The organism is Lacrimispora struthionigena (assembly GCF_048627165.1).
GTDB lineage: Bacteria > Bacillota > Clostridia > Lachnospirales > Lachnospiraceae > Lacrimispora.
Genome location: NZ_JBMBWP010000002.1, coordinates 3,320,868 through 3,338,863 on the forward strand (window position 1 = coordinate 3,320,868; position 17,996 = coordinate 3,338,863).

The 17,996-nt window shown below is 42.8% G+C and carries 12 protein-coding genes; all 12 read left to right on the forward strand.

From position 1 onward, the window contains the following. Positions 1-3 precede the first annotated feature (3 nt). The 12 genes from rpoC to ACOAOT_RS24710 all read left to right on the forward strand — a co-directional run bounded on the left by rpoC (position 4) and on the right by ACOAOT_RS24710 (position 17,991). Positions 4-3,663 carry a DNA-directed RNA polymerase subunit beta' gene (rpoC, locus tag ACOAOT_RS24655; protein ID WP_420219358.1) on the forward strand — a complete coding sequence of 1,220 codons (3,660 nt, stop codon included), beginning with the start codon at positions 4-6 and terminating at the stop codon, positions 3,661-3,663. Positions 3,664-3,802: 139 nt separating this feature from the next. After that, positions 3,803-4,678: a carbohydrate ABC transporter permease gene (locus tag ACOAOT_RS24660; protein ID WP_420219359.1), complete on the forward strand. Its 876-nt coding sequence runs from the start codon at positions 3,803-3,805 to the stop codon at positions 4,676-4,678. Beyond that, positions 4,668-5,501, forward strand: a complete 834-nt coding sequence (locus ACOAOT_RS24665) for a carbohydrate ABC transporter permease (protein WP_420219360.1) — start codon at positions 4,668-4,670, stop codon at positions 5,499-5,501. The genes ACOAOT_RS24660 and ACOAOT_RS24665 overlap by 11 nt, the downstream gene beginning before the upstream one ends. A 17-nt stretch (positions 5,502-5,518) precedes the next feature. Continuing rightward, positions 5,519-8,017 carry a hypothetical protein gene (locus ACOAOT_RS24670; protein WP_420219361.1) on the forward strand — a complete coding sequence of 833 codons (2,499 nt, stop codon included), beginning with the start codon at positions 5,519-5,521 and terminating at the stop codon, positions 8,015-8,017. Next, on the forward strand, positions 7,996-9,093 hold the full coding sequence (locus ACOAOT_RS24675; RefSeq protein WP_420219362.1) for a glycoside hydrolase family 88/105 protein: 1,098 nt from the start codon (positions 7,996-7,998) through the stop codon (positions 9,091-9,093). The genes ACOAOT_RS24670 and ACOAOT_RS24675 overlap by 22 nt, the downstream gene beginning before the upstream one ends. 18 nt (positions 9,094-9,111) lie before the next feature. After that, a complete protein-coding gene (locus ACOAOT_RS24680) occupies positions 9,112-10,026 on the forward strand; it encodes an AraC family transcriptional regulator (protein ID WP_420219481.1) in 915 nt (304 codons plus the stop codon). Between the two features lie 80 nt (positions 10,027-10,106). Next, positions 10,107-11,363, forward strand: coding sequence for an ABC transporter substrate-binding protein (locus ACOAOT_RS24685; protein WP_420219363.1), 1,257 nt, complete (start codon positions 10,107-10,109; stop codon positions 11,361-11,363). Between the two features lie 203 nt (positions 11,364-11,566). Next, positions 11,567-11,986 (forward strand): 30S ribosomal protein S12, encoded by a 420-nt coding sequence (gene rpsL, locus ACOAOT_RS24690; protein ID WP_104439475.1) that lies wholly within the window; start codon positions 11,567-11,569, stop codon positions 11,984-11,986. Between the two features lie 177 nt (positions 11,987-12,163). Then, on the forward strand, positions 12,164-12,634 hold the full coding sequence (gene rpsG / locus ACOAOT_RS24695) for a 30S ribosomal protein S7 (RefSeq protein ID WP_097002557.1): 471 nt from the start codon (positions 12,164-12,166) through the stop codon (positions 12,632-12,634). A gap of 15 nt (positions 12,635-12,649) precedes the next feature. After that, positions 12,650-14,770, forward strand: a complete 2,121-nt coding sequence (gene fusA, locus ACOAOT_RS24700; protein WP_104439474.1) for an elongation factor G — start codon at positions 12,650-12,652, stop codon at positions 14,768-14,770. Between the two features lie 153 nt (positions 14,771-14,923). After that, positions 14,924-16,117, forward strand: a complete 1,194-nt coding sequence (tuf, locus tag ACOAOT_RS24705; RefSeq protein WP_104439473.1) for an elongation factor Tu — start codon at positions 14,924-14,926, stop codon at positions 16,115-16,117. Between the two features lie 200 nt (positions 16,118-16,317). Further along, complete coding sequence (locus ACOAOT_RS24710; RefSeq protein WP_420219364.1) at positions 16,318-17,991, forward strand: DUF5722 domain-containing protein; 1,674 nt, start codon at positions 16,318-16,320, stop codon at positions 17,989-17,991. The last annotated feature ends 5 nt before the right edge of the window (positions 17,992-17,996 follow it).

Below are 17,996 nucleotides of genomic sequence, written 5' to 3' on the forward strand. Positions count from 1 at the left end.
CTCATGCCTGAAAATAATGAAACTTACCACCCGATGACATTCGATGCCATAAAGATCGGTCTGGCATCTCCGGAGAAAATTCTGGATTGGTCCCACGGCGAGGTGAAAAAGCCTGAGACGATTAACTACAGAACCTTAAAGCCGGAAAAAGACGGTTTGTTCTGTGAACGGATTTTCGGACCGAGCAAGGACTGGGAATGTCATTGCGGAAAATACAAAAAGATCCGGTATAAAGGCGTTATCTGTGACCGATGCGGCGTTGAAGTAACCAAGGCCAGTGTCAGAAGAGAGCGTATGGGTCATATCCAGCTCGCTGCTCCTGTTTCCCATATCTGGTATTTCAAGGGAATACCAAGCCGTATGGGTCTGATCCTTGATATTTCACCCAGAACACTGGAGAAGGTGCTGTATTTTGCTTCTTATGTTGTTTTGGATGCAGGAAATACAGGTCTTCAGTATAAGCAGGTTTTATCAGAAAAAGAGTACAGAGAAGAAGTAGATAAGTACGGTTACGGTTCCTTCCGTGTGGGAATGGGTGCTGAAGCTATTTTAGAGCTCCTTCATTCCATAGATCTTGAAAAAGATTCTGCGGATTTAAAGAAAGGCTTAAAGGACGCAACCGGACAGAAGCGTGCAAGAATAATTAAGAGACTGGAAGTTGTGGAAGCATTCCGCAACTCCGGTAACTTACCAGAGTGGATGATCATGACAGTTGTTCCAGTCATTCCTCCGGATATCCGTCCTATGGTACAGCTGGACGGCGGCCGTTTTGCTACCTCCGACTTAAATGATTTATACAGAAGAATTATTAACCGTAACAACCGTCTGGCTCGTCTTTTAGAGCTGGGTGCACCGGATATCATTGTCCGCAATGAAAAACGTATGCTTCAGGAAGCGGTTGATGCATTAATCGACAACGGCAGACGTGGCAGACCGGTTACCGGACCTGGAAACCGTGCCTTAAAGTCCTTATCTGATATGTTAAAGGGTAAACAGGGTCGTTTCCGTCAGAACCTTTTAGGTAAACGTGTTGACTACTCCGGACGTTCCGTTATCGTAGTAGGACCAGAACTTAAGATCTATCAGTGCGGTCTTCCAAAAGAGATGGCTATTGAGTTATTCAAACCTTTTGTAATGAAAGAGCTTGTTTCCAATGGTACAGCACACAACATTAAAAATGCAAAGAAGATGGTAGAACGTCTTCAGACAGAGGTATGGGACGTCTTAGAGGACGTAATCAAAGAGCATCCGGTTATGTTAAACCGTGCGCCTACCCTTCACAGACTGGGAATCCAGGCATTCGAGCCGATTCTGGTAGAAGGTAAGGCAATTAAGCTTCATCCTCTTGTTTGTACCGCATTTAATGCCGACTTCGATGGTGACCAGATGGCGGTTCATCTGCCTCTTTCCGTAGAAGCCCAGGCAGAGTGCCGTTTCCTTCTGCTCTCTCCAAACAACTTATTAAAGCCTTCCGACGGTGGTCCTGTAGCAGTACCATCTCAGGATATGGTCCTTGGTATCTATTACCTGACACAGGAAAGACCTGGTGCCAAGGGAGAAGGAATGGTATTCAAGAGCATTAATGAAGCAATTCTTGCTTATGAAAACCAGGCAGTTACCCTTCATTCCAGAATCAAGGCAAGAGTCAGCAAGAAGATGCCAGATGGTACCGTATTAAGCGGAGTTGTAGAATCCACAGTAGGACGTTTCATATTCAATGAGATTGTTCCTCAGGATCTTGGTTTCGTAGATCGTTCCATTCCAGGCAATGAGCTTTTAATGGAAGTGGATTTCCATGTAGGCAAGAAGCAGTGTAAGCAGATCCTTGAAAAAGTTATTAACGTTCACGGAGCTGTACAGACCGCTGAAACTCTGGATGACATTAAGGCCATTGGTTACCGGTATTCAACAAAGGCAGCCATGACAGTATCCATTTCCGACATGACTGTGCCGGAGAGCAAACCGAAGCTGATCGCAGATGCCCAGGCAACGGTTGACCAGATTGCAAAGAACTTCCGCCGTGGTCTTATCACAGAGGAAGAGCGTTATAAAGAAGTAATTGACACATGGAAAACAACCGATGATCAGTTGACCCATGACCTGCTGACAGGACTTGATAAGTACAACAACATCTACATGATGGCAGATTCCGGAGCCCGTGGTTCTGATAAACAGATCAAACAGCTTGCAGGTATGCGTGGACTTATGGCAGATACAACCGGTCACACCATCGAACTTCCTATTAAGTCAAACTTCCGTGAAGGACTTGACGTATTGGAGTACTTTATCTCTGCTCATGGAGCCCGTAAAGGACTTTCCGATACAGCGCTTCGAACAGCCGACTCTGGTTATCTGACCAGACGTCTGGTAGACGTATCCCAGGATATGATTATCAGAGAGATCGACTGCTGTGAAGGCAAAGATATTCCGTTTATGGAGATCAAGGCATTCACTGACGGACAGGAAACCATTGAAAGCCTGGAAGAGCGTATCACAGGAAGATTTATCGCAGAAACCATTACAGATCCGGATACAGGAGAAGTAATTGTAAAAGCAAACCATATGTGTACACCGAAGCGTGCAGGAGCAGTTATGAAAGTGCTCAATAAGATGGGGCGTGATTCAATCAAGATCCGCAACGTTCTTACCTGCAAATCCCATCAGGGTGTCTGCGCGAAATGTTACGGAGCCAACATGGCAACGGGACAGCCGGTTCAGGTTGGTGAGGCAGTTGGTATTATTGCAGCTCAGTCAATCGGGGAGCCTGGTACACAGCTGACCATGCGTACGTTCCATACCGGCGGTGTTGCCGGTGGCGATATTACACAGGGTCTTCCCCGTGTCGAGGAGCTTTTTGAGGCACGTAAGCCGAAGGGTCTTGCAATCATTGCAGAATTCCCAGGTGTAGTTGCCATTAAAGACACAAAAAAGAAACGTGAAATTATCATTACTGAGAACGAAACAGGAAACTCAAAGACTTATCTGATTCCTTATGGTTCCAGAATTAAGGTACAGGATGGTCAGGTACTGGAAGCCGGCGATGAGCTGACAGAAGGTAGTGTAAATCCTCATGACATCTTAAAGATTAAGGGTGTTCGTGCCGTACAGGATTATATGATCCAGGAAGTACAGCGTGTATACCGTCTGCAGGGTGTTGAGATCAATGATAAGCACGTTGAGATGATCGTAAGACAGATGCTTAAGAAGATCAAAATAGAAGAAAGCGGAGACAGCGATGTTCTTCCAGGAACTTCTATGGACGTTCTTGACTATAATGATTTAAATGAAGCTCTTCTTGCCGAAGGCAAAGAGCCGGCAGACGGAAAGCAGGTAATGCTTGGTATCACCAAGGCATCTCTGGCTACCGATTCATTCCTGTCAGCTGCTTCCTTCCAGGAGACCACTAAGGTTCTGACTGAAGCTGCCATTAACGGTAAAGTGGATCATTTAATCGGATTAAAAGAGAATGTTATCATTGGTAAGCCGATTCCTGCCGGTACAGGTATGAAACGTTACCGTACTATTAACTTAAGCACAGATGCTGCTTGTGAAGAAAGTGATGAGATCCTTTTAACTGATGATGATGAGATTCTGTTATCTGATGACAATTTTGATGATGCAGAAGAAATTTTAGCCATTAGTGAAGGTGAAATAGAAGAATAAGTATGAAGATGCCCTGACAGGTTTTTCTGTCAGGGCGTTTTTTTTATGGAAATGACAATATTCTATAATATTTGCATAATTAAACTTGATTTTTCTCCTTTTTTTAATGCTATAATCATAAAAAAAGGAGGTAAAATCAATGAGGAAGTTTGAGCGGAATGTATTCCCTTATCTGCTGCTTGCTCCTACTTTAATTATATTCGGCCTGTTTTTGTTCTTTCCGGCAGTAAATGGGTTGTGGATATCACTGACAAAGTGGGATGGTATCAATCCTCAGATATTTGTGGGGATTCAAAATTATATTAAGCTGTTTTCGGACCGGGGATTCTGGAATTCGTTTCTCCGTACCATTTTCTTTACCGGGGTTTCGGTTCCACTTGTTTATATATCGGCCATGGGTCTGGCCTTGTTATTGTCAGGAGCCAGAAAAGGAAATGATTTCTTCCGGGCTGTTTTCTACTGGCCTACCATGATTTCCAGTATCATAGTAGGACTGACCTGGAGATTCCTTCTGGGAGAAGAATTCGGCGTCATTAATTATCTTCTCACTGTGATGGGACACTCCCCTGTTAAATGGCTGACGGATCAGAATTATTCCATGGGGGTGGTAATCTTTGTGACTGCATGGAGTATGTCCGGTTATTACATGGTCATGTTCATATCAGGAATTAAGGCCATCTCTGAAACTTATTATGAGGCGGCACGCATCGATGGTGCAGGTTTCTACCATCAGTTTCGCTACATCACCCTGCCGCTTCTAAAACCAACCAGCCTTCTGGTTCTGGTTTTATCCACTGTGACTATCATAAAAACATATCCGCTGGTATATGCTCTGACCCAGGGCGGACCTGCAGGTGCCACTAAGTTTATGGTTCAGACGATTCAGGAAACGGGATTTGAAAAAAATCAGATGGGTTATGCCAGTGCGATGACCATGATCCTGTTCGTGCTGCTGGCAATGTTTACAGTGATACAGTTTAAGATAAATAAAGGAGGTGAACAGGATGCAGACTAAGGACAGGAAATATTTCTTAAACGGAGTGACATGGGCAATTTTGCTGATTCTGACCTTTTTATTCCTCATCCCCATTCTCTGGGTGATTGGTTCCTCCTTTAAAAGTACAGGAGAACTGTTTTCCTGGCCGCCAAGCCTGATTGGGAAAAACCCTTCCTTCTCCAATTACCAGAAGGCATTGGAAGAAGGGCATTTCGGAATTTATTTCTTCAATACCGTATTTACCAGTGTTACAGCCACGTTCCTTACCATAGTGGTAAATGTAATGTCAGGCTACGCCTTTGCCAAATACCGATTTAAAGGAGATAAAATTTTATTTGGTATTGTACTGGCAACGCTGATGATTCCGCTGGAGGTCATCATGATTCCCATTTTTAAGGTTATCGTAGCAACCGGTCTTTACAACAGCTTATGGGGGCTGATTATTCCAGCTGTAGCATCCCCAACTGCCGTATTTTTGGTAAGACAGTATTACGTAGGAATTCCAGATGCCTATATGGAAGCGGCCAGAATTGACGGAGCGTCGGAAACCAGCATTTTAATGCGGATTATGCTTCCTCTGGCAAAACCGGTTATCTCAGTGCTTTGTATTTTCTCCTTTATGTGGAGATGGAATGATTACCTTTGGCCCAAGCTGGTGATTAACAGCAAAGAACGTTACACCATACAGCTTGCGCTTGCAAATTACTCCGGTGAATATTCAGTTGACTGGAACAGCCTTCTGGCCATGTCGGTTATATCCATGATTCCGGTGATCATAGTGTTCGTAACACTGCAGAGCCATATCATAGGCGGCATGACATCCGGAGGAGTAAAAGAGTAAATGGGAGGAAAGAGAGCATGAAGTACTTGGAATATCCGCTGTTTGCGGAAGGATTTGTAAACCGCTTCCTCATAAGCGAGGTTCATACCCAGGTCCGGGAATTTACCAGATCTACCTTAAGCGGAAGAGTAAATGAATGGCTGAAGAAAGGATTTGCCATTCATGAGAATCCATGCAGGAAAGAATTTTTAGAGGAACGGAGACGGGAAGTTCCCGATTATCCTGATTTTACAGAGCTGTCAGAGAGCAATAAGTTAAAACAATATTTCCCATTTGGCAATCCGGGAATCGATGCATCAGGCTTTTATTACCGTCCTACTTATTTAAGAATGTATGGCTTTACCACGCTCTGGTCTGATGTAGCAAACACCATAGATTTTGAGCTGGAGACCTGCGGCGGGTTAACAGTCTGGTCAAATGAACAGCTGATCTGTGACTTCACACCATTTACCAGAAATCTGGTAAAAAAAACAACGGTTTCCATTCCTCTTTCAAAAGGGGTAAATTCACTGGTGGTGTGTCTTGATGATCTGGCAGAGCGGGATACGGATTACTATTTCCGAATGAAGCGTCTGGGAGGAGCTGATTTAAAGATACTAATTCCAGTGAAAGAAGATGTAAATGAAGGCGTTTTAACAAAAATGGAGCAGATGTTAAACGGAATGAGCTTTGATAAAGAGGCGTATATCAGTGAAACTGTAAAAATGAATCTTAGCAATCCGTTTGATACCAACCTTGACCTGGAGGTCATCATAACTCCCGGTGAATTTATAGAGAAAATGGAACAATCATGGAAGCTTATAAAAACCAGAAAATATACCATGGAACCTTTACAAAAAGGGCTGGAGCTGTTCCATACTGATGACATTTCACCAGGATATTATTATTTTACTGTTGTACTTACCTATCAGGGAATCTCTATAAAGAGGAAAATCGGCAATCAGCTGGTGCGGGAAGAATTCCTCTTAAGCGGGAATGAAGACAGCAGCATCCGCAAAAAACTGGCAATGGATGCTGTAATCCGTTTTGCTCCTGACAATACATATAAAGCCGCAGCCCTGCTTTATATGAATCAGAATTGCCAGCGGGCAGAAGCGATTCTGATGGAAGAGCTGGAAGGTGTGAGAAGCAGAAAAGACTGTTCTGATTTTCATTTTATCATTATGATTTACATTTACCGGATGTTCCCAAGCCGTATTTCTGACACATTAAAGAAGGCTCTGGAAGAAACCATGGTTCAGTACAGATACTGGATAGATGAACCTGGGGACGATGTGATGTGGTTTTTCAGCGAAAATCATGCACTTCTTTTTCATTGCTGTCAGTATCTGACAGGAACCTACCTGCCTGACCGGATTTTTACCAACAGTGGCAGAACGGGGGCAGAGGTAAAGGCAAGAGGAGAAGAGCTGCTGCATCAATGGTTTGACGACTTTTTCAGGGAATTTATTACAGAATGGAATTCCAACGCCTATATTCCAGTCGATGTGCTTGGAATCGGTACCCTTTATAATTTGACGGAGGAGGATAATCCACTCCATAAAAAAGCGCAAAAGGCACTGGATATGATATTCTACTCTCTGACAGTCAACGCCCATAAGGGGGCCGTAATGACCAGCTTTGGCCGGAGTTATGAAAAGGAGATGAAGGGGAATTACAATGCGGGCACCACCTCCCTGCTTTATGTGGCTTATAATGCTGGATATTTAAACAGAGCCTGTATTGGATACATTTCTCTCATTCTTGGGAATTATGAACCTCCAATGGAGTATAAAAAGTATGGGGTAATAGACGAAGAAGAAGAACTGATCTTTGAAAATACCCAGGGATTTGAAAATCACGTCAATCTTTATCTTTACAAAAATAACCGTGCGCTTTTGTCCACTGCGGTAGGCTTTAAGCCATTTGAGAAAGGATATCAGGAGCATATCTTACAGGCAACAATTGATGAGACGGCTCAGGTGTTTATCAATCACCCGGGAGAAGCGTTTCCATATGGAAGCGGCAGACCCAATTTCTGGGCAGGTAACGGGGTACTTCCCCTTGGGGCTCAATTTAAAAATACAGCAGTTTTGAGATTTCATATTGAGGAAGAAGAGAGAATTGGGTATACTCATGCTTACATTCCAATCAGTGCATTTTCCCGTTATAAAGGAGAAGATGGCGTTCTGGTGTTGGAAAAGGATGGGGCCTATATTGCAGTAAAAGCCCTTCAGGGACTTACCATACAGGAACACGGCCCCAATAAGTTCCGGGAATTTATCAGCCAGGGAAGAGACAATGTATGGGTTGTGAGGGTAGGAAGCTTAGGAGAAGACCAAAGTCTTGATGATATTTTTTCGGCTTTCAAAAAACTCGCCATCACCATGGACGGAACCAGCACTTCTGTTACAGATGAAAATGGGACAGAGTATCTTCTTGAGAAAGAAACCATATTAAAGGTCAACGGGGAAACTGTATACCATTATCCGCAGACAGTAGAAGGCACAATCAGATGGAGGAAAAAGACGACGTGATAGATTTAAGGACATTAGAAGAGAAGTTAAATCTGGTATCAGAGAAAATGATGGTTTTAAAAAATAATGGCATGAAAGAAGTGTACCCCATCAGCCTGATTGATTTTAATTGTTGGGAGTGGCCCCAGGGAGTGGGAATATTTGGTCTTTATAAGTATTATGAGCTTAGCGGTAGGCAGGAGATTCTCGACTCCATCATTGACTGGTATGATAACCGGATCAGGGAGGGGATTCTGGAGCGGAATGTGAATACGACGTCTCCCATGCTCACCCTTACTTATCTATATGAAAGAACGGGCAAACCAGAATATCTGGAGTTTATCAAAGACTGGGCCGACTGGATCATGAAAGATCAAAAGCTGATCCGCACAGGAGATGGCTGCTTTCAGCATATGATAACGGGAAGTGCCAATGATGATGAGATTCTCATTGATACACTGTTTATGGCAGTGCTGTTTCTGGCAAGAGCTGGTAAGCTTCTTGACCGGAAAGATTATTATGATGAGGCAAATTATCAGATCCTTTCTCATATTAAATACTTATTAAATAAAGAAGAGGGACTGTTTTACCACGGTTTTAACTTTAAAAGAAACGATAACTACGGTAAAGTTTTATGGGGAAGAGGAAACTGCTGGTACACGATAGTGATCATGGAGCTTTTAGAAGATATTAATATGGATGAAGGCCTGAAGCGGTATTTCTTAAGTGTTTATAAAAATCAGGTAGATGCGCTGAAACAATATGCAGATCCAAAAACCGGCTTATGGCATACCATTATAGATGATGATTCTTCCTATATAGAGATATCCTGCAGCGCTGCATTCCTGTATGGAATTATGAAAGGGGTGCGCCTTGGAATATTAAAGAAAGAAGATTTTCATGAGCTGATCCAGCTGGGAATGAAAAATCTTTTAAATTATATTGATGAATATGGTACTGTTAAAAATGTTTCCTATGGAACGCCGATCGGACTTAACGGAGAATTTTATAAGACAATCCCGTGCTGTCCGATGACCTATGGACAGGCACTTGTAATACTGGTGCTGCAAGAGGCTATGAATACTGCTTGGCATTAGAAGGGACTGGTTGTGGAGATGAAAGAACGGGTTTTTTTTGAAGAATTTGACTCATTGTATTATTTTCATGGAGGCTCTGAAAATTGGGCCATGCAGGGGTTTCACTTTCACAACCAGTATGAAATTATTCTGTTTCTTACAGACGGGGCATTGATGGAAGTTGGAAACCGCACGTATCATGTAAGATCGGGAGATTTATTTCTTATTAACAACAAGGAGTATCACCGCACCAGCGGTGCTGCGGGGAAAACCTATTACAGGTATGTCCTCATGTTTGAGCCGGAGCTGTTAAGCCAGATGGCAGAGGTGTTTCATTACGACTTCTCCCGCTTTTTTGAGAACCGGCCTGATCCATTTCTGCATCGTCTTCATCTGTGTGGGGAGAATCTTCAGAAAGTAGAAAAACTGTTTGAAAAAATAGAGCAGAGCATTCATTCCCAGAACAGAGACAGGGCTGAATCAACGGTGAGGATCAAGCTTTCCATACTGGAGCTGATTGCATCCATTAATGAAATGTACCAGTTTTTTATGGAAAGGGAGAAAAACAAGCCAGCTCAGGAATTTGTAGAAAAACAGGAAGAGGAATTTAAAGATCCTGTTCTTTACCGGGAGAGAATTGAACAGTTAAAGAAGTATATTGCATCTCATGTGGAAGAACGACTGGATTTAAATGAGATTTCCAGCCGGTTTTATATGAACCGCTATTATTTGAGCCACTACTTTAAAAAGGAGACGGGCTTTTCCCTGACTCAGTATGTGGCAAACCAGAAGATCATTGCAGCAAAGGCTCTGTTAAAGGAAGGGCACTCTGTTACCGATGTTGCGCTGGCACTTTCCTATAATAGTGACAGCCATTTCATTTCAGTATTTAAGAAAATGACAGGAATTACACCAAAAAAATACGCACAGTCAAAAGAGAGCAAAAAAGAATGATTTCATGTCTGAAATATGAGGTTTTTGTATTGCCGCAAATGTTAAAATGAATGTACTAAATCACAAAGGAGAGGTATTTTATGAAAAAAATGGTATCATGGCTGCTTATGGGGGCATTGGCGCTTGGAACCTTAACCGGTTGTTCTGGTGGGGGAAAAGCAGAGAGCAAGGAGAAAAAACTTGAAGTAGTCTGGTTCAGCGACAACAAGGAAGGCGAATCTTTCATGAAGCTGGCAGATGCGTATATGAAAGAGCATCCAGACATCAAAATCGAGCTGATTGAAGTTCCTTACTCAGATCTGGAAAGCAAGATTAAGAACATGATTAATGGTAAGGAAGCTCCGGCGATTGCCAGACTTACCAATTTAGGACCGTTTCAGAACCAGCTGGTTGATCTGGGGCAATACGTATCAAACAAAGATGAATTTGTAAACAGCTTCGGAGAAGGCTTGAAATTTGTATTTGATGATAAGGTGCTGGCAGCGCCTATGGATGTAACTGCTAACGGACTTATTTATAATAAAACAGCTTTTGAGAAGGCCGGTGTTGCTGTACCCCAGTCTGAGGATGAGATCTGGACATGGGATGAGTGGAAGACAGCCATGAAAACCGTAATGGAAAAAGGCGGCTGCAAATACGGTCTGGTATATGATAAATCCCCGCAGCGGTTTACAACCCTTCTTTACCAGGCAGGAGGCGGTCTTTTAAATAATGACCTCAATGCTTCGGATTTTAATACTGAAGAAAATAAGCATGCCATACAATTTTTTAAAGATCTTCATGACGAGGAAATCGTTCCATCCTCTGTATGGCTTGGATCAGAAAATCCAAACAACTTATTCCGTACCGGTCAGGTAGCAATGCATTTTTCCGGAAGCTGGATGATCGCCAATTACAAAGATCAGATCACTGACTTTGACTGGGGTGTAACCTATCTTCCTAAAGAAGCAATGCGTTCTTCCGTACCGGGAGGAAAGTATCTGGCTGCATTCCAGAACACCGGAGTGGAAAAGGAAGCAGCAGAATTCATTGAATGGATCTCTAAGGCTGAGAACAATGCAAAGTACTGTGAAGAGAACAGCTACTTATCTCAGGTAAAAGGAAATGAGAGTCTAAACTATGCCTTTGGAAAAGAATATTTTAATATCTTCTCAAAGGAACTGGCTGCAACCTCATCACGTCCCGGATCAGAGTGGGGGTATCAGGCTTTGACCGGAGCAGTTCAGGGCGATCTTCGCGACAAGCTGGTGGAAGTTCTTGCAGGTAAGCTGACAGTTGATCAGTATACCGAAGAAATGGATGGTCTGATTAACGAAAAGCTGAAAGAATTAAAATAATTACAAAATAAAAAAAATTGGACTGCCGTAAAATATCATTACAGCAGTCCATTTTTTTGCAATTATATCTAAAAAATAAAACCTTGACAAAAAAAAACAATATGTATATAATAATTAGGCGTGCATAAACGCGTCATGTTTTTGTGCGTAAATTAAGCTGAAGATGACAGCAACCACAGACAATATCACAGGAGGTGAATGGAATGCCAACATTTAATCAGTTAGTAAGAAAGGGCAGACAAACAGGCGTTAAGAAATCCACAGCACCAGCTCTGCAGAAGGGTTACAACTCTTTACAGAAGAAGGCGACTGACATTTCTGCTCCTCAGAAGAGAGGCGTTTGTACAGCAGTTAAAACTGCAACCCCTAAGAAACCTAACTCTGCTCTCAGAAAGATCGCCAGAGTTCGTCTTTCAAACGGAATCGAAGTAACAAGCTACATCCCAGGTGAGGGTCACAACCTTCAGGAGCATAGCGTTGTTTTAATTCGCGGCGGTAGAGTAAAAGATTTACCAGGTACCAGATATCATATCGTTAGAGGTACACTGGATACTGCAGGAGTAGCGAACAGAAGACAGGCTCGTTCCAAATACGGTGCTAAGAGACCTAAAGAGAAAAAATAATTAATACCACACATTTGAAATTCTAGTGCCGGACTTTAGATATTGAACCTGTAGGTTGCAGGATTATATAGATAGAAACCGAGCGCGAACGCAACTTCAATGTTTGTGAGTACCGAGGATCTAATGAATAGCTGTTTATTCGTATGAAAAGACGGCGATATTAAGGAGGGAAGTAACGTGCCACGTAAAGGACATACTCAAAAAAGAGACGTATTAGCAGACCCGCTTTACAATAACAAGGTTGTTACTAAGTTAATTAACAACATTATGTTAGATGGTAAAAGAGGTGTTGCTCAGAAGATCGTATACGGTGCATTCGGCCGTATCGAAGCAAAAGCCGGCAAACCAGCCGTTGAAGTCTTCGAAGAAGCGATGAACAACATTATGCCTGTACTTGAGGTAAAGGCAAAACGTATCGGTGGAGCTACTTATCAGGTACCGATCGAAGTTAAACCAGAAAGAAGACAGGCATTGGCCCTGAGATGGATTACTCTTTACTCACGTAAAAGAGGAGAGAAGACTCAGGAAGAGAGACTGGCAAATGAGCTCCTTGATGCTGCTAACAACACCGGTGCAGCTGTAAAGAAGAAAGAAGATATGCACAAGATGGCTGAAGCAAACAAGGCATTTGCTCACTACAGATTCTAATAGGAGGAAAAAGCTTTGGCTGGAAGAGAATATCCATTGGAAAGAACCAGAAATATTGGTATTATGGCCCATATTGATGCAGGTAAGACTACATTAACCGAGCGTATCCTCTATTATACTGGTGTAAACTACAAAATCGGTGATACTCATGAAGGTACTGCAACCATGGACTGGATGGAGCAGGAACAGGAAAGAGGTATCACAATTACTTCAGCAGCTACAACATGCCACTGGACCATGCATGAGAACACCAAGGTTAAACCAGGTGCGTTAGAGCATCGTATCAATATCATTGATACTCCAGGACACGTTGACTTTACTGTTGAGGTTGAGCGCTCCCTTCGAGTGCTTGACGGTGCAGTTGGCGTATTCTGCGCTAAGGGCGGTGTTGAACCACAGTCCGAGAACGTATGGCGTCAGGCTGATACCTACAACGTACCCCGTATGGCATTCATCAACAAGATGGATATCATGGGTGCAAACTTTTTCGGTGCAGTAGAGCAGATCAAGACTCGTCTTGGTAAGAATGCAATCTGCATCCAGCTTCCTATCGGAGCAGAAGATGAATTCAAAGGAATTATCGATCTGTTTGAGATGAAAGCTTATATCTACAACGATGACAAGGGTGATGACATCACCGTTACTGATATCCCTGAGGATATGAAAGACGATGCTGAGCTTTACCATGGAGAGTTAGTAGAGAAGATCTGCGAATTAGACGATGATCTGATGATGCAGTTCTTAGAGGGTGAAGAGCCTTCTACTGAAGAATTAAAGAAAGGTTTAAGAGCTGCAACCTGTGACTGTAGAGCCATTCCTGTATGCTGCGGAAGCGCATACAGAAACAAAGGCGTTCAGAGACTCCTTGATGCAATTCTTGAATTTATGCCAGCTCCTACAGACATTCCTTCTATTAAGGGTGTTGATATGGATGGCAATGAAATTGAACGTCATTCTTCTGATGAAGAACCGTTCTCAGCACTTGCATTTAAGATCATGACTGACCCGTTCGTTGGAAAGCTTGCGTTCTTCCGTGTATATTCCGGTGTTATGAATTCCGGTTCTTATGTACTGAATGCAACAAAAGGCAAAAAAGAGCGTGTTGGACGTATCCTTCAGATGCATGCTAACAAGAGAAGCGAGTTAGAAAAAGTATATTCTGGTGATATCGCAGCAGCTGTTGGTTTTAAATTTACCACAACTGGTGATACCATCTGTGATGAACAGCATCCGGTAATTCTTGAATCCATGGAATTCCCAGAGCCAGTTATCGATATCGCTATCGAGCCAAAGACCAAAGCTGGTCAGGGCAAGATGGGCGAAGCTTTGGCAAAGCTTGCTGAAGAAGATCCTACATTCCGTGCGAAGACCAACCAGGAAACTGGTCAGGTTATCATCTCCGGTATGGGTGAGCTTCACCTTGAGATCATCGTTGACCGTCTGCTTCGTGAGTTTAACGTAGAAGCAAACGTAGGTGCTCCTCAGGTTGCTTACAAAGAAACCTTTACAAAGCCAGTTGATGTTGACAGCAAGTATGCAAAACAGTCTGGTGGACGTGGTCAGTATGGTCACTGTAAGGTTCGCTTTGAGCCTATGGATGCCAACGGCGAAGAACTGTTCAAGTTCGAATCAGCTGTTGTCGGCGGTTCTATTCCGAAAGAGTACATTCCTGCAGTTGGGGAAGGTATTGAGGAAGCAACCAAAGCTGGTATTCTTGGCGGATTCCCTGTAGTAGGTGTTAAAGCTACTGTATACGACGGTTCTTACCATGAAGTCGATTCCAGTGAAATGGCATTCCACATTGCCGGTTCTATGGCATTTAAGGATGCGATGAACAAGGGCGGTTCCATTCTTCTTGAACCGATCATGAAAGTGGAAGTAACTATGCCGGAAGATTACATGGGCGACGTTATCGGTGATATCAACTCCCGTCGTGGCCGTATCGAAGGTATGGAAGATATCGGCGGCGGTAAGATGATCAAAGCATACGTTCCGCTTTCCGAGATGTTTGGTTATTCTACAGATTTACGATCCAGAACACAGGGTCGTGGTAACTTCTCTATGTTCTTTGAGAAATATGAGCAGGTACCGAAGAATATCCAGGAAAAAGTTCTTACAGAGAAAAAGGGCAAATAATTCCTAACAGGTTCCACTGGATTCCGGGCTGTGAAGTCCGCCCGGAATCCCTCAAATAGGCTTGAAAATAGTGCACAAATAGCATATAATAAAAAACAGCCTAACATAAAATGATAGCTCTAAATGAGCATAAATTAAGGAGGACGTTATAAAATGGCTAAAGCTAAGTTTGAAAGAAACAAAACCCATTGTAACATCGGTACCATCGGTCACGTTGACCACGGTAAAACAACTTTAACAGCTGCTATCACAAAGACACTTCATGAGAGATTAGGTACTGGACAGGCAGTAGCTTTCGAGAACATCGATAAGGCTCCAGAAGAGAGAGAGCGTGGAATCACTATCTCTACTTCTCACGTTGAGTATGAGACAGAGAAAAGACACTATGCACACGTTGACTGCCCAGGACATGCTGACTACGTTAAGAACATGATCACTGGTGCTGCTCAGATGGATGGCGCTATCTTAGTTGTAGCTGCTACCGATGGTGTTATGGCTCAGACAAGAGAGCACATCCTGCTTTCTCGTCAGGTAGGCGTTCCTTACATCGTTGTATTCATGAACAAATGTGATATGGTTGACGATGCTGAGTTACTTGAGTTAGTAGACATGGAAATCCGTGAGCTGTTAAACGAGTATGAATTCCCAGGCGATGATACACCAATCATCCAGGGTTCTGCTTTAAAGGCTCTTGAAGATCCTTCAAGCGTTTGGGGCGATAAAGTTCTTGAATTAATGGCAGCAGTTGACAGCTGGGTTCCAGATCCAGTTCGTGAAACAGATAAGCCATTCTTAATGCCTATCGAGGACGTTTTCTCAATCACAGGTCGTGGTACTGTTGCTACTGGTAGAGTAGAGCGTGGTACATTACATGTATCTGACGAAGTTGAAATCATCGGTATCCATGAAGAAACACGTAAAGTTGTTGTAACTGGTATCGAGATGTTCCGTAAGTTACTTGACGAAGCTCAGGCTGGTGATAACATCGGTGCATTACTTCGTGGTGTTCAGAGAACTGAAATCGAAAGAGGACAGTGTCTTGTTAAACCAGGTTCTGTAAAATGCCATAAGAAATTTACAGCTCAGGTTTACGTTCTGACAAAAGATGAAGGTGGACGTCATACTCCTTTCTTCAACAACTACAGACCTCAGTTCTACTTCAGAACAACTGACGTTACTGGTGTTTGCGATTTACCAGCTGGCACAGAGATGTGTATGCCTGGTGATAACGTAGAAATGTCTGTTGAACTGATCCACCCAATCGCTATGGAGCAGGGTCTTCGTTTCGCTATTCGTGAAGGCGGACGTACTGTAGGTTCAGGTAGAGTTGCTACAATCATTGAATAATTAAATTTAAAAGCCGAGCCCTTTGTTTATAAGGGTTTCGGCTTTTTTGTTTTATCCTGGGGTAATGAAAGTTACTATATGTATTTCCTCCCCCTTAAGGTTTTATTACAAATACGTAATAAAAACGTTATTGTAAAAATGAGGGAAATTAGGTATCATGGTAGGGTATCTGAAAATGACTGCATGGAGGGAATGCGAAGATGAAAAGAATAAAATTAGGCAGAGTCTTTACCGGACTTTTGGCAGCTGGATTTTTATGCTGTGCCTCTGCTTTTGTTTCGTTAGCGGATGAAGTGTTTTCCGAGGATCAGGCTGTGATTCAGTCTTGTCTCGTTAATTCTGATTTAACCAGCGTAACAGTCAAGGTTTCAAATCATGCACCAGCTCAGGGAACGGATGGTGTGCTTTATCTGGTAGAGCTTCAGCCCTATCAAAACAGCCTGGAAGGAAGAACTGATTATGCAGCAAAAGCATCTTTGGGAGATTCAGCCGCATTCACTTTTTCATTGAACCGCAACACATTACAGGATCGACTATACAGCAGATTTGTAGTGGCAGTCTGGGATGGAAACAAGTACATACCTGTGAGCAAGCCTCATTACATAACAAACCCCGAGGCAGTGGCAGCAAATAAAAGCAAATTCAATGATCCTCTTACCAAAAAGGGCTTAAACATTGAACTTAACATGCTGGGAGACGCATTTGAACTTGGAGTGAAGCACGTTGCAACGAATATTTCATTCCATCAGATTCTGGGTCAGGGCATTGATTATCAGTATGATGGCAAGATGTATCATTTTGATGCTAATGTTATTAAGGGTTATGACGATACCATTAGTGCTCTGTCTGGAAAAGGCATGACTGTAACTGCAATTATTTTAAATGGCTGGAATCCGGCAACACCGGATCTGATTTATCCTGGCACTAAGAAAAGTTCCAATGCATTTTACTACTTATTCAATACTGCAACACCAGAAGGCTTTGAACAGACAAGAGCGATTGCGTCATTTCTGGCAGAACGTTATAACGGCTCCAATCCTAATCAGGGGAAGATATCCAACTGGATTATTGGAAATGAAATTAACAATCAGCAGTGGAACTATGTGGGAGCAAGAGATTTAACCAGCTATGTTAAGGCGTACCAGAATGCGTTCCGTGTGTTCTACACAGCGATTAAAAGCACCAGTGCCAATGACAGAGTTTATTACTCTCTGGATTATAACTGGAACAATGAGATTGATAATAAGCTGAAATACGGCGGCAGACAGATCGTCGATACATTTAATTCCGTTGCTAATGAACAGGGACAGATGGACTGGGGATTATCTTATCACCCATATCCGTGCCCTATGACAGAGCCGGAATTCTGGGATGATGATAAAACCGGATTGATTAAGAATGATTTCAATTCTCCGGTAATTAATTTCAAGAATTTAACCACTCTTACTGATTATATGGCTCAGGACAGTCTGAAATCGCCTACTGGACAGGTAAGACATATTATTCTGACGGAACAGGGATTTACAGCAAAAACCCAGTCAGGACAGGATGTATCCCAGGTGCAGGCTGCGGCATATGCTTACTCTTATTACATGGTTGACAGTAACCCTTATATCGATGCTTACATCTTAAGCCGTCAGGTTGACGCTCCGCTGGAAGTAAGAAGCGGTCTCGCTTTCGGACTTTGGGCTTGTGATATGAATAAGGGTGACGATATTGTGGCAACGAAACGACGCAAGATCTGGCAGGTGTTCCACGATATTGATAAGAAAAAGAGTACTTTGGAGACCACGGAGTTTGCTAAATCCATTATTGGAATACAGAAATGGTCCGACGTGGTTCCTAATTTCAAATGGAGATCATTAGAGAAATAAAATGA

Excerpts from the sequence above, each read along its gene's own strand:
- rpoC (WP_420219358.1), top strand. The coding sequence starts at position 4 with ATGCCTGAAAATAATGAAACTTACCACCCGATGACATTCGATGCCATA.
- ACOAOT_RS24660 (WP_420219359.1), top strand. The coding sequence starts at position 3,803 with ATGAGGAAGTTTGAGCGGAATGTATTCCCTTATCTGCTGCTTGCTCCT.
- ACOAOT_RS24665 (WP_420219360.1), top strand. The coding sequence starts at position 4,668 with ATGCAGACTAAGGACAGGAAATATTTCTTAAACGGAGTGACATGGGCA.
- ACOAOT_RS24670 (WP_420219361.1), top strand. The coding sequence starts at position 5,519 with ATGAAGTACTTGGAATATCCGCTGTTTGCGGAAGGATTTGTAAACCGC.
- ACOAOT_RS24675 (WP_420219362.1), top strand. The coding sequence starts at position 7,996 with ATGGAGGAAAAAGACGACGTGATAGATTTAAGGACATTAGAAGAGAAG.
- ACOAOT_RS24680 (WP_420219481.1), top strand. The coding sequence starts at position 9,112 with ATGAAAGAACGGGTTTTTTTTGAAGAATTTGACTCATTGTATTATTTT.
- ACOAOT_RS24685 (WP_420219363.1), top strand. The coding sequence starts at position 10,107 with ATGAAAAAAATGGTATCATGGCTGCTTATGGGGGCATTGGCGCTTGGA.
- rpsL (WP_104439475.1), top strand. The coding sequence starts at position 11,567 with ATGCCAACATTTAATCAGTTAGTAAGAAAGGGCAGACAAACAGGCGTT.
- tuf (WP_104439473.1), top strand. The coding sequence starts at position 14,924 with ATGGCTAAAGCTAAGTTTGAAAGAAACAAAACCCATTGTAACATCGGT.
- ACOAOT_RS24710 (WP_420219364.1), top strand. The coding sequence starts at position 16,318 with ATGAAAAGAATAAAATTAGGCAGAGTCTTTACCGGACTTTTGGCAGCT.